This is a genomic window from Streptomyces sp. NBC_00490, assembly GCF_036013645.1.
Lineage (GTDB): Bacteria > Actinomycetota > Actinomycetes > Streptomycetales > Streptomycetaceae > Streptomyces > Streptomyces canus_F.
This window is the reverse complement of sequence record NZ_CP107869.1, coordinates 8,459,014-8,485,032: the sequence shown is the minus strand read 5'-3', so window position 1 is coordinate 8,485,032 and position 26,019 is coordinate 8,459,014. Positions and strand designations below refer to the sequence as shown.

At 71.3% G+C, this 26,019-nt stretch carries 22 protein-coding genes; 14 read left to right on the top strand and 8 right to left on the bottom strand.

What is annotated here, in order from left to right; translation table 11 throughout:
- Positions 1 to 5: 5 nt before the first annotated feature.
- From tkt to OG381_RS38590, 7 genes are read left to right on the top strand one after another with little or no spacing between them, the layout of a single operon-like run.
- Positions 6 to 2,081 carry a transketolase gene (gene tkt / locus OG381_RS38620; protein ID WP_327720613.1) on the top strand — a complete coding sequence of 692 codons (2,076 nt, stop codon included), beginning with the start codon at positions 6 to 8 and terminating at the stop codon, positions 2,079 to 2,081.
- 19 nt (positions 2,082 to 2,100) lie between these two features.
- Positions 2,101 to 3,246, top strand: coding sequence for a transaldolase (gene tal / locus OG381_RS38615; protein WP_327720612.1), 1,146 nt, complete (start codon positions 2,101 to 2,103; stop codon positions 3,244 to 3,246).
- Positions 3,243 to 4,862: a glucose-6-phosphate dehydrogenase gene (zwf, locus tag OG381_RS38610; protein WP_327720611.1), complete on the top strand. Its 1,620-nt coding sequence runs from the start codon at positions 3,243 to 3,245 to the stop codon at positions 4,860 to 4,862. The genes tal and zwf overlap by 4 nt, the downstream gene beginning before the upstream one ends.
- Positions 4,859 to 5,785 carry a glucose-6-phosphate dehydrogenase assembly protein OpcA gene (gene opcA, locus OG381_RS38605; RefSeq protein ID WP_327720610.1) on the top strand — a complete coding sequence of 309 codons (927 nt, stop codon included), beginning with the start codon at positions 4,859 to 4,861 and terminating at the stop codon, positions 5,783 to 5,785. The genes zwf and opcA overlap by 4 nt, the downstream gene beginning before the upstream one ends.
- Positions 5,785 to 7,431 (top strand): glucose-6-phosphate isomerase, encoded by a 1,647-nt coding sequence (gene pgi, locus OG381_RS38600; RefSeq protein WP_327720609.1) that lies wholly within the window; start codon positions 5,785 to 5,787, stop codon positions 7,429 to 7,431. The genes opcA and pgi overlap by 1 nt, the downstream gene beginning before the upstream one ends.
- A 10-nt stretch (positions 7,432 to 7,441) precedes the next feature.
- Positions 7,442 to 8,320, top strand: a complete 879-nt coding sequence (gene gnd, locus OG381_RS38595) for a phosphogluconate dehydrogenase (NAD(+)-dependent, decarboxylating) (RefSeq protein WP_327722668.1) — start codon at positions 7,442 to 7,444, stop codon at positions 8,318 to 8,320.
- A 6-nt stretch (positions 8,321 to 8,326) separates the two neighbouring features.
- Positions 8,327 to 8,914, top strand: a complete 588-nt coding sequence (locus OG381_RS38590) for a histidine phosphatase family protein (protein WP_327720608.1) — start codon at positions 8,327 to 8,329, stop codon at positions 8,912 to 8,914.
- A gap of 89 nt (positions 8,915 to 9,003) precedes the next feature.
- Here the strand turns inward: OG381_RS38590 and OG381_RS38585 are convergent, their stop codons facing one another.
- On the bottom strand, positions 9,004 to 10,797 hold the full coding sequence (locus OG381_RS38585; protein WP_327720607.1) for a bifunctional sugar phosphate isomerase/epimerase/4-hydroxyphenylpyruvate dioxygenase family protein: 1,794 nt from the start codon (positions 10,795 to 10,797) through the stop codon (positions 9,004 to 9,006).
- Positions 10,798 to 10,917: 120 nt separating this feature from the next.
- Positions 10,918 to 11,796, bottom strand: a complete 879-nt coding sequence (locus OG381_RS38580) for a shikimate dehydrogenase (RefSeq protein ID WP_327720606.1) — start codon at positions 11,794 to 11,796, stop codon at positions 10,918 to 10,920.
- Between the two features lie 145 nt (positions 11,797 to 11,941).
- On the opposite strand from OG381_RS38580, the gene OG381_RS38575 reads away from it, so the two are divergent.
- Both OG381_RS38575 and OG381_RS38570 read left to right on the top strand, forming a co-directional pair.
- Positions 11,942 to 12,607, top strand: coding sequence for a TetR/AcrR family transcriptional regulator (locus OG381_RS38575; protein WP_327720605.1), 666 nt, complete (start codon positions 11,942 to 11,944; stop codon positions 12,605 to 12,607).
- Positions 12,608 to 12,805: 198 nt separating this feature from the next.
- Positions 12,806 to 14,146 carry an MFS transporter gene (locus OG381_RS38570; protein WP_327720604.1) on the top strand — a complete coding sequence of 447 codons (1,341 nt, stop codon included), beginning with the start codon at positions 12,806 to 12,808 and terminating at the stop codon, positions 14,144 to 14,146.
- Positions 14,147 to 14,218: 72 nt separating this feature from the next.
- Here OG381_RS38570 and OG381_RS38565 read toward each other — a convergent pair whose 3' ends face one another.
- Positions 14,219 to 14,560 (bottom strand): VOC family protein, encoded by a 342-nt coding sequence (locus tag OG381_RS38565; protein WP_327720603.1) that lies wholly within the window; start codon positions 14,558 to 14,560, stop codon positions 14,219 to 14,221.
- Between the two features lie 109 nt (positions 14,561 to 14,669).
- On the opposite strand from OG381_RS38565, the gene OG381_RS38560 reads away from it, so the two are divergent.
- Complete coding sequence (locus OG381_RS38560) at positions 14,670 to 15,077, top strand: VOC family protein (protein ID WP_327720602.1); 408 nt, start codon at positions 14,670 to 14,672, stop codon at positions 15,075 to 15,077.
- A 99-nt stretch (positions 15,078 to 15,176) separates the two neighbouring features.
- A complete protein-coding gene (locus tag OG381_RS38555) occupies positions 15,177 to 17,564 on the top strand; it encodes an excinuclease ABC subunit UvrA (protein WP_327720601.1) in 2,388 nt (795 codons plus the stop codon).
- Between the two features lie 678 nt (positions 17,565 to 18,242).
- On the opposite strand, the gene OG381_RS38550 is transcribed toward OG381_RS38555, so the two are convergent.
- Both OG381_RS38550 and OG381_RS38545 read right to left on the bottom strand, forming a co-directional pair.
- Positions 18,243 to 18,653 (bottom strand): VOC family protein, encoded by a 411-nt coding sequence (locus tag OG381_RS38550; RefSeq protein WP_327720600.1) that lies wholly within the window; start codon positions 18,651 to 18,653, stop codon positions 18,243 to 18,245.
- A gap of 293 nt (positions 18,654 to 18,946) precedes the next feature.
- Positions 18,947 to 19,396: a PPOX class F420-dependent oxidoreductase gene (locus OG381_RS38545; RefSeq protein ID WP_327720599.1), complete on the bottom strand. Its 450-nt coding sequence runs from the start codon at positions 19,394 to 19,396 to the stop codon at positions 18,947 to 18,949.
- Between the two features lie 86 nt (positions 19,397 to 19,482).
- On the opposite strand from OG381_RS38545, the gene OG381_RS38540 reads away from it, so the two are divergent.
- From OG381_RS38540 to OG381_RS38530, 3 genes are all read left to right on the top strand, one after another.
- A complete protein-coding gene (locus OG381_RS38540) occupies positions 19,483 to 20,058 on the top strand; it encodes a TetR/AcrR family transcriptional regulator (RefSeq protein WP_327720598.1) in 576 nt (191 codons plus the stop codon).
- On the top strand, positions 20,055 to 21,347 hold the full coding sequence (locus tag OG381_RS38535) for an MFS transporter (protein ID WP_327720597.1): 1,293 nt from the start codon (positions 20,055 to 20,057) through the stop codon (positions 21,345 to 21,347). The genes OG381_RS38540 and OG381_RS38535 overlap by 4 nt, the downstream gene beginning before the upstream one ends.
- A 65-nt stretch (positions 21,348 to 21,412) precedes the next feature.
- Positions 21,413 to 22,639, top strand: coding sequence for a serine hydrolase domain-containing protein (locus tag OG381_RS38530; protein WP_327720596.1), 1,227 nt, complete (start codon positions 21,413 to 21,415; stop codon positions 22,637 to 22,639).
- Here OG381_RS38530 and OG381_RS38525 read toward each other — a convergent pair whose 3' ends face one another.
- Genes OG381_RS38525 through OG381_RS38515 form a run of 3 tightly spaced genes read right to left on the bottom strand, consistent with a single transcriptional unit; the run spans position 22,640 to position 25,990 of the window.
- Positions 22,640 to 23,794, bottom strand: a complete 1,155-nt coding sequence (locus OG381_RS38525) for a saccharopine dehydrogenase family protein (protein ID WP_327720595.1) — start codon at positions 23,792 to 23,794, stop codon at positions 22,640 to 22,642. It abuts the gene before it with no gap.
- Complete coding sequence (locus OG381_RS38520) at positions 23,787 to 24,848, bottom strand: saccharopine dehydrogenase (RefSeq protein ID WP_327720594.1); 1,062 nt, start codon at positions 24,846 to 24,848, stop codon at positions 23,787 to 23,789. The genes OG381_RS38525 and OG381_RS38520 overlap by 8 nt, the downstream gene beginning before the upstream one ends.
- On the bottom strand, positions 24,845 to 25,990 hold the full coding sequence (locus tag OG381_RS38515) for an NAD(P)/FAD-dependent oxidoreductase (RefSeq protein WP_327720593.1): 1,146 nt from the start codon (positions 25,988 to 25,990) through the stop codon (positions 24,845 to 24,847). Before OG381_RS38515 ends, OG381_RS38520 begins: the two co-directional genes overlap by 4 nt.
- Between the last annotated feature and the right edge of the window lie 29 nt (positions 25,991 to 26,019).

The window sequence follows — 26,019 nt, the reverse complement described above, 5'->3', positions numbered from 1 at the left end:
TGAAGATGAGCACGCAGACACCGGACCGCTTCGAATGGACCGAACTCGACCGGCGTGCCGTCGACACCGCCCGCCTGCTGGCGGCCGATGCCGTGCAGAAGGTCGGGAACGGACACCCGGGCACCGCGATGAGCCTGGCCCCGGCGGCGTACACGCTCTTTCAGAAGGTGATGCGTCACGACCCGGCGGACCCGGAGTGGACCGGCCGTGACCGGTTCGTCCTGTCCCCCGGCCACACCTCGCTCACCCTCTACACCCAGCTGTACCTGGCCGGGTACGAGGTCGGGCTCGACGACCTGAAGGCGTTCCGGACCCAGGGTTCCAAGACGCCCGGTCACCCCGAGTACGGGCACACCGCCGGCGTCGAGACCACCACCGGGCCGCTCGGACAGGGCGCCGCCAACGCCGTGGGCATGGCCATGGCCGCCCGCTACGAGCGCGGCCTGTTCGACCCCGAGGCGCCGCGGGGCGAGTCCCCCTTCGACCACACCATCTGGGCGATCGTCTCCGACGGCGACCTGGAGGAGGGCGTCTCCGCCGAGGCCTCCTCCCTCGCGGGCCACCAGAAGCTGGGCAACCTGGTCTTCCTCTACGACGACAACCACATCTCCATCGAGGGCGACACCGCGACCGCCTTCTCCGAGGACGTCCTGAAGCGGTACGAGGCCTACGGCTGGCACACCCAGCGCATCGAGCCCGCCGCCGACGGCGACATCGACGTGGCCGCCCTCCACGCGGCCCTCAAGGCCGCCCAGGGCGAGACCGAGCGGCCCTCCATCATCGCGATGCGCACGATCATCGCCTGGCCCGCCCCGAACGCGCGGAACACCGAGGCCTCCCACGGCTCCGCCCTCGGCGACGACGAGATCGCGGCCACCAAGCGCCTCCTCGGCTTCGACCCGGAGCGCACCTTCGAGGTCGCCGACGAGGTCCTCGCCCACAGCCGCGGGGCCCTGGACCGAGGCGCCGAGGCGCACGCGGCCTGGGACAAGCAGCTCGACGAGTGGCGCGGCGCCCAGCCGGAGCGGGCCGAGCTCTTCGACCGCGTGGTCGCCGGCCAGCTTCCCGAGGGCTGGGAGTCCTCGGTCCCGGTCTTCGAGGAGGGCAAGGCCGTCGCCACCCGTGCCGCCTCCGGCAAGGTGCTCCAGTCCCTCGGCGGGGTCCTGCCCGAGCTGTGGGGCGGCTCCGCCGACCTGGCCGGCTCGAACAACACCACCATCGACAAGAGCTCCTCCTTCCTCCCCGAGGGCAACCCGCTGCCCGAGGCGGACCCGTACGGCCGTACGGTCCACTTCGGCATCCGCGAGTTCTCGATGGCCGCCGAGATGAACGGCATCGCGCTGCACGGCAACACGCGGATCTACGGCGGCACCTTCCTGGTGTTCTCCGACTACATGCGCAACGCCGTCCGGATGGCGGCGCTGATGCAGCTGCCCGTCACCTACGTGTGGACGCACGACTCCATCGGCCTCGGCGAGGACGGCCCCACCCACCAGCCGGTCGAGCACCTCGCGTCGCTGCGGGCCATCCCGGGCCTGAACGTCGTCCGCCCGGCGGACGCCAACGAGACGGCCGTGGCCTGGGCCGAGATCCTGAAGAGGCACGCCACCAGCCCGGCCCCGCACGGCCTCGCGCTCACGCGTCAGGGTGTGCCGACGTACCCCGTGAACCCCGACGCGGCGAAGGGCGGGTATGTGCTGAAGGACTCCTCGTCCCCGGCCGTGGACGTCGTGCTGATCGCCACCGGCTCCGAGGTGCAGCTCGCCGTGGCCGCCCGGGAGCTGCTGGAGGCAGAGGGGCTCGGCACCCGCGTGGTGTCGATGCCGTCCGTGGAGTGGTTCGAGGAGCAGCCCCGCGCGTACCGCGAGAGCGTGCTGCCCCCGGCCGTGAAGGCGCGCGTAGCGGTCGAGGCCGGGATCGGACTGACCTGGTACCGGTACGTCGGTGACGCCGGACGCATCGTCTCCCTCGAGCACTTCGGCGCCTCCGCCGACGCCAAGACCCTCTTCGCCGAGTTCGGCTTCACCGCCGAGAACGTCGCCGCAGCAGCCAAGGAATCCCTCGCCGCCGCGCGCGGTTGATCCGATCGCCAGAAAGAAGATGATCACTGTGACCGAAGCAACCGCGACCGCGGGAGCACTCAAGCGCCTGTCCGACGAGGGCGTCTCCATCTGGCTGGACGACCTGTCACGGCGGCGGATCGAGTCCGGGAACCTCGCCGGGCTCGTCGAGAACAAGAACGTCGTGGGTGTCACCACCAACCCGTCCATCTTCCAGGCCGCCATCGGCTCAGGCGAGGGGTACGAGGAGCAGCTGACCGACCTCGCGCTGCGGGGCGTCACAGTCGAGGAGGCCGTCCGGATGATGACGACGGCCGATGTGCGGGCCGCCGCCGATATCCTGCATTCCGTATACACGGCGTCGGACGGCCGCGACGGCCGGGTCTCCATCGAGGTCGACCCCCGCCTCGCCCACAACACGCCGGCGACCGTCGCCGAGGCCAAGCAGCTCGCCTGGCTCGTCGACCGTCCCAACGCCATGATCAAGATCCCGGCGACGAAGGCCGGTCTCCCCGCGATCACCGAGGTCATCGGCCTCGGCATCAGCGTCAACGTCACGCTGATCTTCTCGCTGGAGCGCTACCGCGAGGTCATGGACGCCTACCTGGCCGGTCTGGAGAAGGCCGCCGCGAACGGCGTCGACCTCTCCACCATCCACTCGGTCGCCTCCTTCTTCGTCTCCCGCGTCGACTCCGAGATCGACAAGCGGCTCACCGTGCTGGGCACGGACGAGGCCCTCGCCCTCAAGGGGAAGGCCGCGCTCGCCAACGCGCGGCTCGCCTTCGAGGCGTACGAGGAGGTCTTCGGCGGGGAGCGCTTCACCGCCCTCGCCGGTGCCGGGGCCAACAGGCAGCGCCCGCTGTGGGCCTCGACCGGTGTGAAGGACCCGGCGTACAAGGACACCCTGTACGTCGACGAGCTGGTCGCGCCCGGCACCGTCAACACGATGCCGGAGGCGACGCTGAACGCCACCGCCGACCACGGCGACATCACCGGCGACACCGTCACCGGCGGCTACGACCGGGCGCGCGCCGACCTGGCCGCCGTAGAAGCGCTCGGGATCTCCTACGACGAGGTCGTGCAGCAGTTGGAGGACGAGGGCGTCGCCAAGTTCGAGGCGGCCTGGAACGACCTGCTGGCCACCGTCGCCAAGTCGCTGGACAGCAAGGGGGTGGACGCGGAATGACCGGGACTCCTGCAACCGAGACCTCTGCCGCCGAGACTTCTGCCGCCGAGGCCCTCGCCGCGGCCGCCGAGACCGTCGCGGCCACTGAGTCCGCCGAGTGGGAGAACCCGCTCCGCCACCCCCAGGACCGGCGTCTGCCCCGGATCGCCGGTCCGTCCGGGCTCGTCATCTTCGGTGTCACCGGTGACCTGTCCCGCAAGAAGCTGATGCCGGCCGTGTACGACCTGGCCAACCGCGGCATGCTGCCGCCGGGCTTCTCGCTCGTCGGGTTCGCCCGGCGGGACTGGGAGGACCAGGACTTCGCGCAGGTCGTGCACGACTCGGTGCGCGAGCACGCGCGGACGGAGTTCCGTGAGGAGGTCTGGCAGCAGCTCGCCGAGGGCATGCGGTTCATCCCCGGCGACTTCGACGACGACACCGCGTTCAAGCAACTGCGGTCCGCGGTCGATGAGTTGGACGCCTCCCGGGGCACCAGCGGCAACTACGCCTTCTACCTCTCCGTACCGCCGAAGTTCTTCCCGAAGGTCGTCCGGCAGCTGAAGAAGCACGGACTGGCCAAGGCGCCGGAGGGCTCCTGGCGGCGCGCGGTCATCGAGAAGCCGTTCGGTCGCGACCTGGCCAGCGCGCGGGAGCTGAACGCGCTCGTACACGACGTGTTCGACCCGGAGCAGGTGTTCCGGATCGACCACTACCTCGGCAAGGAGACCGTCCAGAACATCCTGGCGCTGCGCTTCGCCAACCAGATGTACGAGCCCGTCTGGAACCGGTCGTACGTGGACCACGTGCAGATCACGATGGCCGAGGACATCGGCATCGGCGGCCGGGCCGGCTACTACGACGGCATCGGCGCCGCCCGTGACGTCATCCAGAACCACCTCCTCCAGCTCATGGCCCTCACCGCCATGGAGGAGCCGATCGCCTTCGACGCCGAGTCGCTGCTCACCGAGAAGCTCAAGGTGCTCAAGTCGGTGCGGCTGCCGGAGAAGATCGGCGAGCACACCGTGCTGGCGCAGTACGCGGAGGGCTGGCAGGGCGGCGCGAAGGTGCCCGGGTACCTCCAGGAGGAGGGCATCGACCCGCAGTCGAAGACCGACACGTACGCGGCCATCAGGCTGGAGGTCGACAACCGGCGCTGGGCGGGCATCCCGTTCTATCTGCGCACCGGCAAGCGCCTGGGCCGCCGGGTCACCGAGATCGCGGTCGTCTTCAAGCGCGCCCCGCACTCCCCCTTCGACTCCACGGCCACCGAGGAGCTCGGGCAGAACGCCATCGTCATCCGCGTCCAGCCGGACGAGGGCATGACGGTGCGGTTCGGCTCCAAGGTGCCGGGCACCTCGATGGAGATCCGGGACGTCTCGATGGACTTCGCCTACGGCGAGTCGTTCACCGAGTCCAGCCCGGAGGCGTACGAGCGACTCATCCTGGATGTCCTCCTGGGCGACGCCAACCTGTTCCCCCGTCACCAGGAAGTGGAAGAGTCCTGGAAGATCCTCGACCCGATCGAGGCGTACTGGGCACGGCACGGCAAGCCCGCGCAGTACGCGTCGGGCAGCTGGGGTCCGAAGGAAGCCGACGAGATGCTCGCACGAGACGGACGGAGCTGGCGCAGGCCATGAAGATCGACCTGACCGACACCACGGCAAGCAAGATCAACAAGGCGTTGGTGCAGGGACGCCGCGCCATCGGCACCCCTGCCGTGGGCATGGTCCTGACGATGGTCATCGTCACGGACGAGGAGAACGCCTACGACTCGATCAAGGCCGCCGAGGAGGCCTCGCACGAGCACCCCTCGCGCACCCTGGTCGTCATCAAGCGGCACGCCCGCACCCCGCGCGACCGCACCAGCTCGCGCCTGGACGCCGAGGTCCGGGTGGGCGCCGACGCCGGCACCGGCGAGACCGTGATCCTGCGGACCTACGGCGAGGTGTCCGACCACGCCGACTCCGTCGTGCTGCCGCTGCTGCTGCCGGACGCGCCCGTCGTGGTGTGGTGGCCGGTGGAGGCCCCGGACAACCCGGCGAAGGACCCGCTGGGCGCCCTGGCACAGCGCCGGATCACCGACCTGTACGCCGTGGAGAACCCCCTGGACGTCCTGAAGGCCCGGGTCCGCTCCTACGCGCCCGGCGACACCGACCTCGCCTGGACCCGGCTCACGCCGTGGCGTTCGATGCTGGCCGCCGCCCTCGACCAGGCCCGCGCGAAGATCACCTCGGCGGCCGTGGAGGCAGAGGAGGACAACCCGGCCGCCGAACTGCTGGCCCGCTGGCTGGAGGCCCGCCTCGGCGTCACGGTCGACCGCGTGGTCACCGACGGTCCGGTCGTCACGGCCGTCCGGCTGGGCACCGCGAACGGCGAGATCGTCATCGACCGCCCCGAGGGCCCGCTGGCCACGCTGTCGCTGCCCGGCCAGCCCTCGCGCACCCTCGCGCTGAAGGTCCGCACCACCTCCGAACTGATCGCCGAGGAGCTGCGGCGCCTCGACGCGGACGAGATGTACGCCGTCGCCCTGCGGGGCGAGGCCACCAAGGAGAACGGCTGATGTCCGACACCCCGAACCTCACCCGGCGGCCCGAGTGGACCGCCCTGGAGGACCACCGCGCCGAAGGGCTCGCGCAGCTGCGGGAGTTGTTCGCGACGGACCCGGGACGCGCGGAGCGCTACGTGGTACGCGTCGGCGATCTGCGCATCGACTACTCCAAGCACCTGATCACGGACGAGACGCTGGCCCTGCTCCAGGAACTGGCCACCGCCACCGACGTGTTCGGCCTGCGTGACGCCATGTTCCGCGGCGAGAGGATCAACCTCACCGAGGACCGGGCCGTCCTGCACACCGCGCTGCGCGCCCCCGCCGACGCGGTCGTCGAGGTCGACGGCGAGAACGTCGTGCCGCAGGTGCACGCCGTGCTCGACAAGATGGGCCGCTTCGCCGACCGGGTCCGCTCCGGCGAGTGGACCGGCCACACGGGCCGCCGTATCCGCAATGTCGTCAACATCGGCATCGGCGGCTCCGACCTGGGCCCGGCGATGGCGTACGAGGCGCTGCGCGCGTTCACGGACCGCTCGCTCACCCTCCGGTTCGTCTCCAACGTCGACGGCTCCGACCTCCACGAGGCCACCCGCGACCTGGACCCGGCGGAGACCCTGTTCATCGTCGCGTCCAAGACGTTCACCACCATCGAGACGATCACCAACGCCACCTCGGCCCGCTCCTGGCTGCTCGACGGCCTCGGAGGCGACGAGAAGGCGGTCGCCCGGCACTTCGTGGCGCTGTCGACGAACGGCGGCAAGGTCACCGAGTTCGGTATCGACCCGGACAACATGTTCGAGTTCTGGGACTGGGTCGGCGGCCGCTACTCGTACGACTCGGCGATCGGCCTCTCGCTGATGATCGCCATCGGCCCGGACCGCTTCCGGGAGATGCTCGACGGCTTCCGTATCGTCGACGAGCACTTCCGCACCGCCCCCGCCGAGGCCAACGCCCCGCTGCTCCTTGGCCTGTTGGGCATCTGGTACGGCAACTTCCTGGGCGCCCAGTCGCACGCGGTACTGCCGTACAGCCACTACCTGTCGAAGTTCACGGCCTACCTCCAGCAGCTCGACATGGAGTCCAACGGCAAGTCGGTGCAGCGCGACGGCCGGCCCGTCGACTGGCAGACCGGACCGGTGGTGTGGGGCACGCCCGGCACCAACGGGCAGCACGCGTACTACCAGTTGATCCACCAGGGCACCAAGCTGATCCCGGCGGACTTCATCGGCTTCGCCCGGCCCGTGGCCGAGCTGAGCGACGAACTCAAGGCGCAGCACGACCTGTTGATGGCCAACCTGTTCGCGCAGGGGCAGGCGCTGGCGTTCGGCAAGACGCCGGACGAGGTGCGCGCCGAGGGCGTCCCGGAGGAACTGGTCACCCACAAGACGTTCAAGGGCAACCACCCCACCACGACGATCCTGGCGAAGGAACTGACCCCGTCGGTCCTCGGTCAGCTGATCGCGCTGTACGAGCACAAGGTGTTCGTCCAGGGCGCCGTCTGGAACATCGACTCCTTCGACCAGTGGGGCGTCGAGCTGGGCAAGGTGCTCGCCAGGCGGGTCGAGCCCGCCCTCACCGAAGGCGCCGAGGTACCCGGCCTCGACGCGTCAACCGCCGCCCTCGTGGCCGCATACCGTGAACTGAAGGAAGTGCGCTGACATGACGTCGATGCAGCTCGGCCTCATCGGCCTCGGCAAGATGGGCGGCAACATGCGCGAGCGGGTCCGCCGCGCAGGCCACACCGTCATCGGATACGACCGCAACCCCGAGGTCTCCGACGTGGCGAGTCTCGCCGAACTCGTCGAGAAGCTCGAAGCCCCCCGCGTGGTCTGGGTGATGGTCCCGGCCGGCGGCCCGACCCAGTCCGTCGTCGATGAGCTCGGCGACCTCCTCTCCCCCGGCGACACGGTCGTCGACGGCGGCAACTCCCGCTGGACGGACGACGAGAAGCACGCCGAGGAGCTCGCCGCCAAGGGCATCGGCTTCGTCGACGCCGGCGTCTCGGGCGGTGTGTGGGGTCTGACGAACGGCTACGCCCTCATGGTCGGCGGCGACGCCGAGCACGTCGCGAAGGTGCAGCCGGTCTTCGACGCGCTCAAGCCCGAGGGCGACTTCGGCTTCGTCCACGCGGGCAAGGTGGGCGCCGGGCACTTCGCGAAGATGGTCCACAACGGCATCGAGTACGCCATGATGCAGGCCTACGCCGAGGGCTGGGAGCTCCTGGAGAAGGTCGACTCCGTGACCGACGTGCGCGAGGTCTTCCGGTCCTGGCAGGAGGGCACGGTCATCCGTTCCTGGCTGCTGGACCTGGCGGTCAACGCCCTGGGCGAGGACGAGCACCTGGACAAGCTGCGCGGCTACGCGGAGGACTCCGGCGAGGGCCGCTGGACCGTCGAGGCCGCCATCGACAACGCCGTACCGCTTCCGGCGATCACCGCGTCCCTGTTCGCACGGTTCGCGTCCCGCCAGGACGACTCGCCGCAGATGAAGATGATCGCGGCGCTGCGCAACCAGTTCGGCGGCCACGCCGTCGAGTCGAAGGAGTAGCGCACCGTGGGGGACCTCCTGCTGGTCCGCCACGGAGAGACGGAGTGGAGCGTGTCGGGCCGGCACACCAGCTGGACCGACCTGCCCCTCACCGCGCACGGTGAGGAACAGGCCAAGTCCCTCGCTCCGCTGCTCTCCGGAAGGACCTTCGTCTCCGCGCTCAGCAGCCCGCTGGACCGCGCGATACGCACCGCCGAACTCGCCGGTCTGTCAGGGGTGTTGCCTTATGACGACCTCCACGAGTGGGACTACGGCGGCTACGAGGGCGTCACCACCGTCGACATCCACCGGACCCGGCCCGACTGGTACCTGTGGACCGACGGCGTGCCGCCCGGCCCCGAGGGACACCCCGGCGAGTCGCCCGCCGAGGTCGGGGCACGCGCCGACCGGGTGCTGGCCCGGGTGGACGCGGCACTCCCGGACGGGGACGTGGTCCTCGTGGCGCACGCCCACTTCCTGCGGGTGCTGACGGCCCGCCGGCTGGGCCTGGTGCCCGCCGACGGACGGCTCTTCCAGCTGGCGACGGGCACGGTCAGCCGGCTGTCCACGGAACACGGCCGCCCGGTCATCGCCGAGTGGAACACCCGGCCGTAGCGGTCGCACGACGAGGCCCGGGCCACCACGTGGTGGCCCGGGCCTCGTCGTCGAAAAAGCGACCGGAGCCCCGCCCTGTCACCGGTGTGTCAGCCGCCAGTGACGCCGTGCTGCGCGGCCAGCCGCACCGGGGCGTTCGGGGCGCCGTAGCCGCGGTAGCCGTCGCGCTGGACGAGTTCGAAGAAGACCCGGCCGACCGTGCGGGTGTAGCAGTGGCGGAACTCGCCGTACGCGTCCCGGTCGTAGAGGATGCCGAGCTCGCGGTACGTCTCCAGCTCACCGTCGGCGAACTCGAAGCGGGCGGCGAGGTCGTCGTAGTAGTTCGCGGGGATCGGCAGGACGCGGCCGCCCGCGTCCCGGAACCGACGTGCCGCCGTGACCACGTCGTCCGTGGCGAACGCGATGTGCTGGGCGTGCACCGTGTCGTCCGTGGGTGCCGCGCCGACGCTCAGCGCGATCCGGACGCTGCCGTCCGGGTTCGTCACCGCCCGGCTGCGCATCAGCCCGTACGGGTCGGCGACGTCCACGCTCTCCTGGGCCTGGAGCCCGAGCACGCTGCGGTGGAACAGGGCCGCCTCGTCGAACTGGTGCCAGGGCTGGACGAGCGCCAGATGGTCGATGCGCCGCACTCCCGTCGCCCCCGCCTCGTGCGTCACGTCCGCGAAGTCGGCCCGCCAGTTGGGCAGTTCGGGACGGCCGGTCGCGCAGAAGAAGAGTTCCGTGCCATCCGGCGCCGCGACGGCGTCCAGGGGGGCGTCCTCCGCGGCGCGGCGGCGGGGCAGGACCGGGGCCAGCAAGGACTCGGCGCGCCGGGCAGCGCCCGCCGGGTCCGGGGACTCCAGGCCGATCGCGGCGAGGCCGGTGCCGTCACGGCGTCCGGCGGGCCCGGTGTTGACCAGCAGTCGGGCCTCGCCCTGCTGCCACAGGTCCACCGGCTTGCTGCGGTGACGTGCGGTGCGGGCGAAGCCCAGCGCGCCGAGCACCGCCGTGACCGGCCCGGCATCGGGTGTGACCAGCTCGGCGAAGGCGACGCCGGTGGGGACGACGGGCCCGGGCAGGGGTGCGACGCCGACCGCCTCCTGGAGCGCCAGCAGCGAGCGGTGCGCGTCCACGGCCGTCGGTCCGGCGTCGGCCTGCCGGTAGACGTCGTTGAAGACTTCGAGCGAGAGCGGACCGTCGTAGCCCGTATGCAATACACGGCGTACAAGATCCGCCACATCGAATCCACCCTGCCCCGGGAAGCAGCGGTAGTGGCGGCTCCACTGCAGGACGTCCATCGCGAGCAGGGGGGCGTCGGCGAGCTGGAGGAAGAAGATCTTCTCGCCGGGGATGTCCGCGATGGCTTCGAGGCTCTTGGGTTCGGAGCCCCGCGAGAGGATGTGGAAGCTGTCCAGGCAGGTGCCGAGCGCCGGGTGGTCGGCCGCGCGGACGATCTGCCAGGCGTGGTCGTACGTGCTCACGTGGCGGCCCCACGCCAGCGCCTCGTAGGCGACCTTGACGCCGAACTCCTGGGCCAGGTCGGCCAGTCGGCCCAGCTGTTCGGCGGCGAGGGCGTCGTCGTCCACGGCGAGGGGGTGGACGCTGGAGCAGACGAGGACCGTGTCGGCGCCGAGCCGCCCCATCAGCTCGAACTTGTGCCGGGCCCGGCGCAGATGGTGCGCGAACTGCTCCTCGGGCACCGCCTCCATGTCCCGCATCGGCTGGTAGAGGTCGATGCCGAGACCGAGGTCGGCGCAGCGGGTGCGGATCTCCTCGGGGGTGAGGGGGCTGGCGAGGAGGTCGTTCTCGAAGATCTCCACACCGTCGAAGCCGGCCCGGGCGGCGGCCGTGAGCTTCTCGGTGAGGGACCCGCTGAGGGAGACGGTGGCGATGGACGTACGCATGGGACATGCTCCTTCGACCTGCGGTCCTACAGGGCCCCGTCAGGGGCGCGGGGCTGTGTACATGTGCGGCTCCGCCGCGGGGCGCGACCAGCCACTGACGGCCCGCAGTATCGACACGGCCTAGCCCGCCGAGCTCTCGACGACCCCGGCCATCTCCGCGATGTCGGCCAGCATGCGAGCGCTGTCGGGCTCCCGCCCGGTGAAGAGACGGAACGCGTCCGCGGCCTGGAACACGGCCATTCCGCCCCCGTCCAAGGTGGCGCAGCCCAACGCGCGGGCGGTGCGCAGGAGTTCGGTCTCGAGAGGGCGGTAGACGACCTCCGCGACCCACAGGCCGGGGTGCAGGAGTTCTGCGGCGAAGGGGAGGCCGGGGTGGGCGGCCATGCCGGTGGGGGTGGCATGGACGATTCCGTCGGCGCTCGCGAGCAGGTCCGGGAGCCGGTCCGGGGTCGCGTGGGTGGCCCGGCCTTCGCCGAAGTGGCGGTTCAGGGAGGCGGCGAGGGCGGCGGCCCGGTCGGTCAGCGCGTCCACGACCGTGACCCGCTCCGCGCCGAGGGTGAGCGTGGCGTGCGCGACGGCCGCTCCCGCGCCGCCCGCGCCCAGCTGGACGACCTTCTCCAGCGGCACGTCCGGCAGGCCGCGGGCGAAGGACGCGGCGAAGCCGGTCACGTCGGTGTTGTGGCCGACGGCCCGGCCGTCCTCGAGGACGACGGTGTTGACCGCGCCGAGCGCCTCGGCCTGCGGGGAGAGCGCGTCGAGGTGCTCGATGACGAGCTGCTTGCAGGGGTGCGTGATGTTGAGCCCGTCGTAACCCGTGTCCCGGGCGGACCGCAGCAGATCGCCGACCGCCTCCGGACCGACGCCGAGGACGTCGATGTCGATGAGCCGGTACAGATAACGCAGACCCTGGCGGTCGGCCTCCCGCTCGTGCAGGCCCGGGCTGAGCGAGGGGCCGATGCCCGCACCGATCAGTCCGACGAGATACGAGTCCTTGGCCACGCGGACCTCCTGAGCGGCTCACTAATGTACGAACTAGTGAGTTAGTCATAGCACCCGGAAAGCGCGCTTGGGAAGCCCTGACCCGTCGCGCGGGGTGAGCGGGCTTCTAGAATCGCGGCACTGGCCGCACACCCGAAGGAACCCGATGACCAGCGTGGAAGAACCGGCACGACCCAACGGGCGCACCCGTGACGCCGCGCGCACCAAGGCCGAGATCCTGGACGTCGCGACCCGCGAGTTCGCCCGGGTCGGCTTCGCGGGGGCCCGGGTCGACGACATCGCGGCCCTCACCAGCACCACGAAGCGGATGATCTACTACTACTTCGGCGGCAAGGAGCAGCTGTTCACGGCCGTCCTGGAGCGGGCGTACGGCGTGATCCGGGAGGCCGAGCAGGAGCTGGACGTCGAGCATCTGGACCCGGTCGCGGCCATCCGCAAGCTCGCCGAGGTCACCTTCGACCACCATGAGCAGCACCCCGACTTCATCCGCCTGGTCAGCATCGAGAACATCCACGAGGCCGAGCACATCGCCGCCTCCGAGAAGCTCGGCAAGATCGGCTCGCCCGCCCTGGACGTGATCCGCCGGATCCTGGAGTCGGGCCAGAAGTCCGGCCTGTTCACGGCCGACGTGGACGCCGTGGACCTGCACGCGATGATCAGCTCCTTCTGCTTCTTCCGGGTCGCCAACCGGCACACCTTCGGCGCCCTGTTCGGCCGCGACCTCGTCGCCCCCGCGCAGCGCGAGCACTACCGGAACATGCTGGGCGACATGGTGATCGCCTACCTGACGGCGGAGCGCATCGCCGACTGAAGATCCTTCGGCAGGGCCTCTTGACACGTGGGAAACGCGGGCGCAACATCCCTACCCAAGCGCTACTAACTACCTAGTGGGTTAATTAACCGCAGCCCCGAGGACCCCAGCGCGGCCGACCCAGCACCCCAGGGCTCAGGCACTTCTCCCCCGCCGCTCACTCCGCATACGTTGGAGTTCCCTCGAAGGAGCACACTCGTGTCCGTCCCCGCCGACGCCGTCGGGCAGCCGAAAAAGGCGGCCACTGCCGCTTGGATCGGCAGCGCGCTGGAGTACTACGACTTCTTCATCTACGGCAGCGCGGCCGCGCTGATCTTCCCGGAGATCTTCTTCGACAAGTCCGACCCGGCCACCGCGACCCTGCTGTCGCTGGCCACGTTCGGTGTGGCCTACGCGGCCCGGCCGATCGGCGCGCTCTTCCTGGGCCACTTCGGTGACAAGCTCGGCCGCAAGAAGATCATGGTCTTCACGCTGATCCTGATGGGCCTGTCGACCTTCCTCATCGGCTGTCTGCCCACCCGCGACCAGGTCGGCACGCTCGCACCGGTCCTGCTGGTGCTGTGCCGTGTCCTCCAGGGCATCTCCGCCGCCGGCGAGCAGGCGAGCGCCAACTCCATGACGCTGGAACACGCGCCGCCGCACCGGCGCGGCTTCTTCACCAGCTTCACCCTCAGCGGCACCCAGGGCGGCCAGCTCCTCGCCACGCTGGCCTTCATCCCGATCGCCGCGCTCCCCGAGGACCAGCTGCTGTCCTGGGGCTGGCGGATACCGTTCTTCCTGAGCATCGCGGTCGCCGTCGTCGGCTACGTCATCCGCCGCAAGCTGGAGGAGACCCCGGCCTTCGAGCAGCAGACCGCCTCCGAGGGCGTCGTGAAGATGCCCCTCGCGTTCCTGGCCCGCAACCACTGGGCGGACGTCCTGCGGGTGATCGCGGGTGCGCTGATCGCCTCGGTCTCGACGATCTTCACGGTCTGGGCGCTGGCGTACGCCACCAGCGACTCGGTCGGGATGAGCCGCTCCTCGATGCTGTGGGTGGGCGCGCTGGCCAACCTCGTCGCCCTCGGCACGATCCCGGCGTGGGCCACGCTCTCGGACCGTATCGGCCGCCGCCCGGTCTACCTGATCGGCGCCGCGGGCAGCGGGGTCATGATGTTCGTGTACCTCTGGGCGATCTCCACGGGCAACTACCCGCTGACCCTGGTGCTGGGCATCGTGACCTTCGGTGTCGTCTACAGCGCCGCGAACGGGGTGTGGCCCGCCTTCTACGGCGAGATGTTCTCCACCCGCGTCCGGCTGTCGGGCATGGCGATCGGCACCCAGATCGGTTTCGCCGTGGCCGGGTTCGCGGTCACCTTCGCCGCGCAGATCGCGGGCCCCGACGGCAGCGACTGGTCGGCGGTCGCGTTCTTCACCGCCGCGCTGTGCGTCCCGCCGGTCATCGCCGTCCTCACGGCCCGCGAGACCCACAGCATCCCGACGGAGCAGCTCGGCGAACGCACGCCGAAGCCGACGGCGGAGCGGGCGACCGTGACCGCCTGACCCCCGCCCGCTCGCAGGACTCCCGGGTCCCCGGACGCCGTAACGGCTCCGGGGACCCGGGCTTTCACCCGCCTAGGCGCGCGGATGACGCGGTTCGTACAGGCCGACCTCGGCGCCGCCCGGAAGCCGGAAGCCGGTCACCCGTCCCCAGGCGGCGTCCTGGAGCGGGCGGGTGAACCCGACGCCCTTGCCCCCGAGCTCGGCGGTCGTGGCCTCGATGTCGTCGCACATCAGCAGCAGCTCGTACGCCGCCGCACCCTCGGTGGGATGGCAGGCGACCTCCGTCGGAGGTGCCCTGAAGATCAGCCAGCCGTGCCCGGCGTCGACGTGGGACCAGCCCAGCACCTCCCGCAGGAAGTCACGGTCCGCCTCGGCGTCACGGCTGTGAATCACCACATGTGCCCCATTGATCACGCGCGGAGGCTAGTGAGGCGGGGCCCGGTGGGCAAGCACCGCCGCCTCCGCCGCGGCCCGTCAGTTTTCGAGAAGCGCCCGTCCCCGGGCCGCGCCTAGCGTGAGGTGCATGGACCTCTCCCTTCACGCGAGCTTCCTTCCGCAGGACGACCCGGACGCCGCGCTGGCGTTCTACCGCGATCTCCTCGGTTTCGAGGTGCGCGGTGACGTCGGCAAGGGCTCGATGCGCTGGATCACGGTCGGTCCCGCCGGTCAGCCCGGCACCTCGGTCGTGCTGCATCCGCCGGGCATCGACCCCGATGTCACCGAGGACGAGCGGCGCACGATCTTCGCGATGATGGCCAAGGGCACCTACGCGGGCGTCGTGCTGGCCACCGCCGACCTCGACGCCGTGTTCGACCGGCTTCAGGCGAGGGCCGATGTGGTCCAGGAGCCGATCAAGCAGCCGTGGGGCGTGCGTGACTGTGCCTTCCGTGACCCCGCGGGCAATCTGGTCCGTATCCAGGAACGGAACTGACCAGGCGCGAAACGACGCGGAACGCTTTGTTCCCGCAGGGAAATCAGTCCTAATGCTCGGAGCCGGTGAGATCGAGCCGAACGATGGAGAACAGTCAGCATGGCCACCAAGAGGACGACCCCGCAGCCGACCGCGTCGCACCCCGCCGACAGCCACGATCTGATCCGCGTGCACGGCGCGCGCGAGAACAATCTCAAGGACGTCAGCATTGAGATCCCCAAACGCAGGCTGACGGTGTTCACCGGGGTCTCCGGGTCGGGCAAGAGCTCGCTGGTGTTCGACACGATCGCGGCGGAGTCGCAGCGGCTGATCAACGAGACGTACAGCGCCTTCGTGCAGGGCTTCATGCCGACGCTGGCGCGGCCCGAGGTCGACGTACTGGACGGACTGACCACGGCGATCATCGTCGACCAGGAGCGGATGGGGGCCAACGCCCGCTCGACCGTCGGCACCGTGACCGACGTCAACGCGATGCTGCGCATCCTCTTCAGCCGGCTCGGCACACCGCACATCGGCCCGCCCAACGCGTACTCGTTCAACGTGCCGTCGGTGTCCGCGAGCGGTGCGATCACCGTGGAGCGCGGTGGCAAGACCAAGGCGGAGAAGGCCACGTTCAACCGGCTCGGCGGGATGTGTCCGCGCTGCGAGGGCATGGGCTCGGTCAGTGACTTCGACCTGACGGCGCTGTACGACGACAGCCTCTCGCTCAACGAGGGCGCGCTGACGATCCCCGGCTACAGCATGGACGGCTGGTACGGCCGTATCTACCGGGGCTGCGGCCTCTTCGACCCGGACAAGCCGATCCGCAAGTTCACCAAGCGGGAGATGCACGACCTCCTCCACAAGGAGCCGACCAAGATCAAGGTCGAGGGCATCAATCTCACGTACGAAGGACTGATCCCGAAGATCCAGAAGTCCTTCCTCTCCAAGGACGTCGACGCTCTCCAGCCGCACATCCGTGCCTTCGTGGAGCGGGCGGTGACGTTCCAGACCTGTCCCGAGTGCGACGGCACCCGGCTCAGCGCGGAGGCCCTGGCCTCGAAGATCAAGGGCAAGAACATCGCCGACGTCTGCGCCATGCAGATCGACGACCTGGCCGACTGGGTCCGTGACCTGAAGGAGCCGTCGGTGGCGCCGCTGCTGGCCGCGCTGGGGCACTCGCTGGACTCGTTCGTCGAGATCGGGCTCGGCTACCTCAGCCTCGACCGTCCCTCGGGCACCCTCTCCGGCGGCGAGGCGCAGCGCACCAAGATGATCCGCCACCTCGGGTCCTCGCTCACCGATGTGACGTACGTCTTCGACGAGCCGACGATCGGGCTGCACCCGCACGACATCCGCCGGATGAACGAACTGCTGCTGCAACTGCGCGACAAGGGCAACACCGTGCTGGTCGTGGAGCACAAGCCGGAGGCGATCGAGATCGCCGACCATGTCGTGGACCTCGGCCCGCGCGCCGGCACCGCGGGTGGCGAGGTGGTCTTCGAGGGCACCGTCGAGGGGCTGCGGTCCAGCGACACGCTCACCGGACGGCACCTGGACGACCGGGCCTCGCTGAAGCCCACCGTGCGCGAGCCGTCGGGAGCGCTGAAGGTACGCGGCGCCGCTACGAACAACCTCCAGGACGTCGACGTCGACATCCCGCTGGGCGCACTGGTCGTCGTCACCGGGGTCGCCGGTTCCGGCAAGAGCTCGCTGATCCACGGCTCGGTGTCCGGGCAGGACGGCGTGATCACGGTCGACCAGACGGGGATCCGCGGCTCGCGGCGCAGCAACCCGGCGACGTACACCGGCCTGCTGGAGCCGATCCGCAAGGCGTTCGCCAAGGCCAGCGGCGTGAAGCCGGCCCTGTTCAGCGCCAACTCCGAGGGCGCCTGTCCGACCTGCAACGGCGCGGGCGTCATCTACACCGACCTGGCGATGATGGCCGGGGTGGCTTCCACCTGCGAGGAGTGCGAGGGCAAGCGGTTCCAGGCGGCGGTCCTCGAATACCACCTCGGTGGCCGTGACATCAGCGAGGTGCTCGCGATGCCGGTGTCCGAGGCGGAGGAGTTCTTCGGCGCGGGCGAGGCGCGTACGCCGGCCGCGCACAAGATCCTGGAGCGGCTCGCGGACGTCGGGCTGGGCTATCTCACCCTCGGGCAGCCGCTGACCACGCTGTCGGGCGGTGAGCGGCAGCGGCTGAAGCTGGCCACCCACATGGGCGAGAAGGGCGGGGTCTACATCCTCGACGAGCCGACGACCGGGCTCCATCTCGCGGACGTGGAGCAGCTGTTGGGCCTGCTGGACCGGCTGGTGGACTCCGGGAAGTCGGTCATCGTCATCGAGCACCACCAGGCGGTCATGGCGCACGCCGACTGGATCATCGACCTCGGCCCCGGAGCCGGCCACGACGGCGGCCGGATCGTCTTCGAGGGCACCCCGACGGAGCTGATCGCGGACCGCTCCACGCTCACCGGCCAGCACCTGGCGGAGTACGTCGGAGCCTGAACGGGCCCGGAGCGCCGACGGGGCCGCGCCGACTCATCTGCCGACCGGGGCGGCCCCGAGCCGGTCGGGGCCACCTACGGTCCGGCTCCGCCCCGCCATGAGTGGGGACCGCGTCCACGCCGGTCCCAGCCCGTGACGAGTCGAACCGTCCCCGAGTCCGGCCCATCCCCGCGGACCGGCCCGCTGTGACCCGCAACGGGTCGCGCCGATTCATCTGCCGACCAGGGTGGCCCCGAGCCGGTCGGGGCCACCTACGGTCCGGCTCCGCCCCGCCACGAGTGGGCCGCGTCCACGCCGGTCCCAGCCCGTGACGAGTCGAACCGTCTCCGAGTCCGGCCCATCCCCGCGGACCGGCCCGCTGTGACCCGCGCCGGTCCGCAACGGGTCTCGCCGGGTCATCTGCCGGTCGGGGCCGCCTACGGTCCGGCTCCCTCCCGCCACGAGTGAGGGCCGCATCCGCGCCGGGGCCCCCGGCCGGTGACGAGTCGAACCGCCCCCGAGTCCGGCCCATCCCCGCTATGACCCGCGCCGAGCCGCGACGGGCCGCGCCGGATCATCTGCCGACCAGGGTGGCCCCGAGCCAGCCGGGGCCGGCTCCGTCCCGCCACGCGTGGGGGCCGCGTCCGCGTCGGTCCCGGTCCGTGGCGAATCGGGCCGTCTCCGAGTCCGGCCCGTCCCCTACGAGTTGGACCACGCCCGCTCGCACAGCACCAGCCGGTATCCGTCCGGGTCCTCGATCGTCACGCCCCACTTGTTCCAGTAGGGGTTGGGCGAGGGGACCCGCTTGCCGCCGTGCTGTTCGAGTCGGGCGACCAGGTCCTGCGGCACGGGACCGTCGACGTAGACGACCAGGAGGTCCTCCTCCGTGGGCCGGGGTTCGACGGGGTCGGCCTGGTCGTGGACGAGTTCCAGGTGCCAGCCGGCGTCGGGCCAGCCGAGCATGAGCAGGTCGTGGTGGCCCGGTTCGGCGCCGCCCTCGGCCCGCCACACGACGGCCAGACCGAGCCCGTCGGCCCAGAAACGCTCCGCCGCGGCGAGGTCGCGGGACGGGCGGGCGATACGGATGTGACTGCGGCCGTGGACCGGCATCGTGACCTCTTCCTGAGCGTGGCGTCTCCTCAGCCAGCCTAGGCAGCGCATGATCGCGAAGCCATCGGTCATCCGCCCTGCGCCCCGGGTCCTAGGACCATGCGAACCGCTCCACCCCGTTGACAGTTGACGTTTTCGGCAAGAACATCGGCCGCAACGAGCAGAAAAGAACAGGCGCTCGTCGCGCGCAGCCGGTCCGGGGGGAGGGCTCCGCGCGTACCGGCCGGATTCAGGGGCGGCCGGTACGCGCGGAGATGCCGACCCGGTCGGGCCCGGCCGCGACGCCCCGTGCCTCAGCCCAGGTTGGCACCCTTGGGGATCCCGTACGCCCGTTCCACCTTCAGCCGCAGCACCAGCCGCCGGTCGCGGACCATCGCGGCCCGGTACTCGTCCCAGTCGGGGTGCTCGCCCCCGACGTCGCGGTACAGCCGGACGAGCTCCTCGACGGTCTCGTCGTACGGGTCCCGCGCCACCGGCGTGAGCTCGGCCGTCCCCTCGGCGACCGTGTACGCCCACCGGTCCGCGGCGGTCACATGGTAGGACGCCCTCGGATCGCGGCGCAGGTTGCGGGTCTTGGCGCGGTCGTCCGTGATCGAGACCCGGATGATCCGCTCGTCGGGGTAGTAGGCGTGGCTGACGTTCGACAGCTGGGGCCGGCCGTCGCGTTTGAGGGTGACCAGCACCCCGCCGTGGCCGTCGGAGAGCAGCCCGAGCAGTGCGTTCTGCGTCGCGTCCTGAGTCATGCCTGGGTCAACCGGCACAGGGGGTGCGCGCATTCCCGGAAGGGAAGCGGGTAGACAGTGTCTACCTACCCTGGTAGACACTGTCTATGCATGAACCGGAGAGCGGGCTGCGGGCCCGGCTGGTCGAGGTCGGGGTGGAGTTGGTGGCCCGGGAGGGCGTGCAGGCGCTGACCCTGCGGGAGATCGCCCGCCGGGCGGGCGTCTCGCACGGTGCGCCGCGCCGCTACTTCCCGACCCATCTGGAGCTGCTGTCGGCCATCGCGCGCCACGGCTTCGGCGAGCTGGCGGAGCTGGTGGGGGCGGCCGACGACGGCGCCGCGAGCCCGCGCGACCGGCTGTCGGAGCTGGGGCGGGTCTATCTGCGGTTCGCGCTGGACAACCGTGGCATGTACGAGCTGATGTTCCGTCACGATCTGCTGGAGAGCGGTCATCTGGGCCTCAGGGACACCAGCCTGCCGCTCTTCGGCCGCCTGGTGGAACTGGTCGCCCTGGCCCGCCCGGACGTGGACGCCCGCCTCGTCGCCGGGGCGTTGTGGGCGAACCTGCACGGCATCGCCCAGCTGTGGGGCTGGGGCAGCCTCCAACTGGCCACAGGCACCGACAACTTGGCGCCTGTCCTGCGCCAGGCCCTCGACGCGCACCTCGGCCGGGAGGGCAAGTGAATCCTCGTCTCGTCCTCGCGGCCAGCGTGACCGGAGCCGTGATCGTCGCCCTCGACGGCACGGTCCTCACCATCGCCCAGCCCACCCTGCAAAGGGACCTGGGCGCCTCCTACGCCCAGGTCCAGTGGACCAGCACCGGCTATCTCATCGCGGTGGCGAGTCTGCTGGTGTTCGCGGGACGGCTCGGCGACCGCTACGGACACCGGCGGCTCTTCGGGATCGGCATGCTCGGCTTCGGGATGGCGTCGGCGGGCATCGGACTGGCGCCCGGCGTCGGCTGGGTGATCGGACTGCGGGTCGTCCAGGGGGTGTTCGGGGCGCTGCTGCAACCCGCGACCCTCGGCATGCTGCGCGTCGCCTACCCGCCGGACCGGCTCCGGGGGCCCATCGCCCTGCGCACCGCGGCGATCGGGGTGGCGGCCGCGGTCGGCCCGCTGGTCGGCGGAGTACTGGTGGCCGGGTCCGGGTGGCGCGCGGTGTTCTTCGTCAACGTCGTGCCAGCGCTGGTGTTCGGCGTGCTCGCCCTGGCGGTGCGGGAACCGGAGCGGGCCACCGCGGTCCGGCTGGACCTGCCCGGTGCCGCCCTGCTCGCGGTGACCCTGGGTTTCCTGGTCCATACGCTGGTCTCCCCGCACTGGCTCGGCCTGGCGGTGACCGCGGTGACCGGCGTCGCCTTCGTACGCCACGAGCGCCGCACCGCGAGCCCGCTGATACCGCGTACCGTCCCCGGCGCACCGCTCGGCGTCCTGGTCGCCGCGTCGGCCGCCCTGTCGGGCACGCTGTTCGTGAGCACGTACACCCTGCAGTACACGCTCGGCCTCGACCCCTTCCGGAGCGCCCTGCGCTGCCTCCCGCTGGCGGTGCTGATGGTGGCCGCCGCCGCGACGTGCCCCGTGCTGCTGCGCCGGGCGGGAGCCCGCCGCACCACGACGACCGCGACGGCGGTTCTCGCCGCCGGGATCCTGCTGCTCTCCCACGCGTCCGGCGCGTTCGCGCTGGCCGCCGGATTCGCCCTGCTGGGGGCGGGGTTCGGGACCGTCATGGTGGCGGCCACCCATGTCGTCGTGCGGGAGAGCCCGGTCGGGTCGGCCGGGGTGGCGGGCGGGCTGCAGCAGACCGCGATGAACGTCGGGCCGACGCTCGGGGTGGCTCTCGCCGCCACGGAGGTGTCACTCGTCACGTTCGCCGCTGTCGCACTGGTGGGCGTGGTGCCGGCGGCGGGTTTCCGTGCCACGATCACCGATCGAGGTCGACCGGGCGATCGTTCGGAGATTCCTGCGCGACGATGAGGTCTGAGGTCGTCGCGGCGGGGTATGCCGGATCGCACCTCGACGAACGCGAGCGGAGGAGAGCGATGGCACAGCTGCGGCAGGAAGTCGACCCGGGTGAGGCCGGACTGGACGCGAAGGCGCTGGACCGCCTCGACCAGCACCTCGCCCACTACGTCGACGAGGGACGCATGCCCGGCTTCCTGGTGGCCGTCGCCCGCGGCGGCCGCGTCGCCCACCTCACGGCGCTCGGCCACCGCGATCTCGCCGCCGGACTGCCCGTCGAGCCGGACACCCTGTGGCGGATCTACTCCATGACCAAGCCCGTCACCGCGGTGGCCGCGCTGATCCTGGTGGAGGAGGGGAGGCTGTCGCTGGACGACCCGGTCGCCCGGTATCTGCCGGCCTTCGCCGACGCCCGGGTCCATGTCAGCGGCTCGGGCTCCGACATGGTCACCCGGCCCGCCGAACAGCCCGTGCTGATACGGCACTTGATGACCCACACGGCCGGTCTGACCTTCGCCTTCTACCACTCCCATCCGGTCGACGCCCTGTACCGCGAGGCCGGTCTGGAGTCGTCGGTGGTGCCGGGCACGACCCTGGCCGAGACGGTCGACGTGTACGCGAGCCTGCCGCTCCAGTTCGAGCCGGGCACGCAGTGGAACTACTCGGTCGCCTCCAATGTGCTCGGCCGGGTCATCGAGGTGGTGTCCGGACAGCCGCTGGACGCCTTCTTCGCCGAGCGGGTCTTCGGACCGCTCGGCATGACCGACGCCGGCCTGAGCGTCACGGACGAACAGGCGGTCAGGCTCTCCGAGTTGTACGGCGAGAAGGACGACGGCGGCATCGAGCCGGTCCCCGGACTTCCGCTCCGCGGCCGGCCCCGGTTCCTCTCCGGCAGCGGCGGCATGGTGGCCTCCGCGCACGACATGCACCGCTTCATGGAGATGCTGCGCCGTCGCGGCGAACTCGACGGCACCCGCCTGCTCGCCCCCGAGACGGTGGACCTGATGACCAGGAACCACCTTCCCGGCGGCGCCGACCTGCGCGCCTTCGGCAGCAGGCCGGCCCACGACGAGCCCAACAACGACGGTGTCGGCTTCGGTCTCAGCGTTTCGGTGGTGATCGACCCCGCCCGTACCCTCGCGCCCACGAGCCCGGGCACGTTCGGCTGGAGCGGAGCCGCTTCCACGACCTTCTGGGTCGACCCCGGCCACGATCTGACCGTGCAGTTCTACACCCAGGTGCGGCCGAAATCCCTGAAGCTCAACCCGGATCTCAGACGGCTGGTGCACGAGGCCGTGGTCGAGTGATCAGGCGTCCACCCGCAGCGTGAACTCCACGCCCTCCAGGGCGAGTTCCCGCAGCCACTCCTCCGACCGTGCCGCCGTCTCGGCGGCCCGGCTGAGGCCGGGCGGCAGCGAGCCGTCCAGGACGTGGCGCACGCCGAGGGCGAGGGTGCGGGAGACACAGCGGGCCATCGCGCTCTCCTCCTCGTCCCCCACCAGATCCAGCAGATAGCCGCCCGACCACGTCTGCCCCTCCGGGCCCCGCACATCCAGCGACACGGCGAGCACGACCCGGTCGCGGTCGGTGTCCGTGGTCGGATAGGCCGCCGCCAACTCCCGTGCCAGCGCGGCGATCCGGGCGTCGTCACCGCCCTTGAGCTCCTCGAAGACGGCGTCCCAGGCCCGCAGCCACCCCTCCAGCCGCAGGGTGCCCCGCACGAAGGACCGCGCCTTCCAGGCGGGCGGCATCCCGTACTGCTCGACGAACGGCACGCTGTCGCGGTTCGGATAGACCTCGAAGCCCTCCCCGTCGACGACATGGCGCCGGGTCGCCTCCCACGGCCGCGCGGAGGTGGTCTCGGCACCGTCCTCGATGTACCGGGCGGGCGAGCGCAGGGCGCCCAGGACTCCGAGGGGCGCCCAGCTGAAGCGGTACCGGAAGTCGTTCGGCACCGCGGGGATGCCGCCGCAGTAGGAGGTGAGGCGGTACGAGGCCGCCGTACCGTCGCCGATCGCGTCCCGGGCGCGGGCGACGAGGCTGTGCGCGTAGAGGTGGTCGATGCCCGGGTCGAGCCCGGCCTCGGTGAGGACGACGACCCCGGCGGCGAGGGCCGCGGGCACCTGTTCCAGCACCGCGTCCGACACATAGCTGGAGCAGGCGAAGTGCGCCTTCCGCGCGACGCACGCGGCCAGGATCGCGGCGTGCTCCGGTGCGGGCAGCATCGACACGACGACGTCCCCGGGCGCGAGCTGCTCCGTCAGCGCGGGAAGGGTGTACGCGCGGGGCTCGGCGCGACCGGTGAGCCCCAACCGGTCCAGGGCCTCGGCCGCGCGCTCCTCGGTGCGGTGCCACACCCGCACCCGCTCGGCCGCCCCGCACACCCGGGCCAACCCGCTGCCCGTGGACAGTCCGGTGCCGATCCAGTGGACGGTGCCGCTCGCCGGAACCAGCTCAGACATGGCGCGACTCCCCTTCAGCGATGCCGAGTTCCCGGCGGGCCGCACGGAACCGGTCCAGGCAGCGCCCCCACGGGCCACCGGTCCCGAAGTCCAGCAGCAGCGGCAGCAACTGCCCCGAGAAGCCCTCGCTGGACTCCTTCGGCAGCAGCGAGGGCAGGTTGTCGATGGCGATGAGGTCCAGCGGCGGCTCCTTGCGGAGCCGGCGTACCGGCTCGTCCCACTCGGTGGTGCGGTCGTAGACCGGCAGGACGTTCAGGGGCGAACCGACGTCGCAGGTGACGTCGCAGAGGGTGCGCAGCCGGCGGGCGGGGTCGTCCAGGTCCGCTTCCCGGAGGAAGGGCGGGACCGGGGTGGTGGCGAGGACGCAGTTCACCATCGCGTCGTGCGCCAGCAGGGCCGCGCGGTCCAGGTCGCGGGTCTCCGCCAGGTCCCAGCAGGTGGGGTCGAGCCCGGCGGCCCGGAGGGCGACGTGGGCGCCGCGTCCGCTGCGGCCCAGGGCGCCAATGACGAGCGCGGTGAACTCCTCGTCCCCGGCGGCGGGCCGGAGGGTCTCGTCGAGCTCCTCCTTGGAGGTGGGCGTGAGCGGTGCGACGAGCCGGCCCCGGTGCTGGAGCACCGCCAGGGCGGCGCCCAGATAGCCCGCCCAGTACCCGAAGGCGGCGAGCCGGCGACCGTCGTCGTCGACCAGGTACTCCAGGTCGAGGAGCGCCCCTCCCCCGGCGGCGAACCGGCGGAGCAGTGCCTCGGCGCCCGGCTGCTGCTTGTAGGCGTGCCCGAAGAAGATGTGCCGGTGCGGCAACTCGGCGGGCGCGTCGGGGAGTTCCTTCAGACCGAGGACGACCGCCGACGCCGGCGCCGCCACCCAAGAGCCCGTGGGTGCGATCCGGGCGCCGACGGCCTCGTACTCCTCGATCGGGAAGATCCGCTGCGGGGACTCCTCGACGGTCAGGGTCACCCCGCTCTCGACGAGCCTGCGGGCGTCGGACGGCACGACGGGTGTGCGCCGTTCGGTGGGACGGTCCTCGTGGCGCAGCCACAGATGGAGTTCGGTCATACGCAGTTGGCCTCCGGGCGCGGGGCGTCGGCCGCGAACCGGCCGGCGTTCAACGGGCTGACGTCCACGAAGGGTACGCGGCCCAGGCACAGGTCACGGACGACCTCGCCGACGGCCGGTCCCTGGAGGAAACCATGACCGGAGAAGCCGGTCGCATACAGAAAACGGGATACCGAAGTCGCCTCGCCGATCAGGGCGTTGCGGTCCGGGGTGACCTCGTACAGGCCCGCCCAGCCGCCGGTGCGGCGCAGGTCCAGGAGGGCGGGGGCGCGGTGCTCCATGGCGGCGGCGAGGCGGGGGATCCAGCGGTCGTGGGTGTCGGTGGCGAAGCCGGGGCGCTCGTCGGGGTCGGACATGCCCAGCAGGAGGCCGGGGCCCTCGCGGTGGAAGTAGAGGGTGCTGCTGAAGTCGATGGTCATCGGCAGGCCGGGCGGCAGACCCCGGACCGGCTCGGTGACCGCGATCTGGCGGCGCAGCGGCTCCACCGGGAGGTCCACCCCGACCATCTTCCCGATCGCGCGCGACCAGGCGCCGGCCGCGCAGACCACCGTGTCGGTGGAGATGGTGCCGAGCGTCGTCTCGACGGCCCTGATGGTGTCGCCCCGCACGGTGATGCCGGTGACCTCGGTGTGCCGCAGGACGCGGGCGCCCAGGGCGCGGGCGGCGGAGGCGTAGCCGTGGACGACGGCCTCGGGGGTGCAGTGGCCGTCGTCCGGCGAGAAGGCGGCGGCCAGCAGCCCGTCGGTGGTGATCAGCGGGGAGAGCTTGCGGGCCTCCTTCGGGGTGAGCATGCGGCTGGGCACACCGAGGGAGTTCTGCAGGCGCACCCCCGCCTCGAAGGAGGCCACGTCCTCGGGCGTCGACAGCAGGAACAGATAGCCGACGCGGTGCAGGCCGATGTCGTGGCCGACCTCCTGGTGGAACCGGCCGAACGCCTCCAGGCTGCGCGCGCCGAGCTGCACGTTGAGGGCGTCGGAGAACTGGGCCCGCACCCCTCCGGCCGCCTTCGAGGTGGACCCGGAGGCCAGTTCGTCGCGTTCGACGAGGACGACGTCGCGGACACCGGCGGCGGCGAGGTGGTAGGCGATGCTCGCGCCCATCACTCCGCCGCCGATCACCACGACGTTCGCCTGCGTCCTCACGAGCGAGCCTCCCAGGGGTGTCGGGGCCG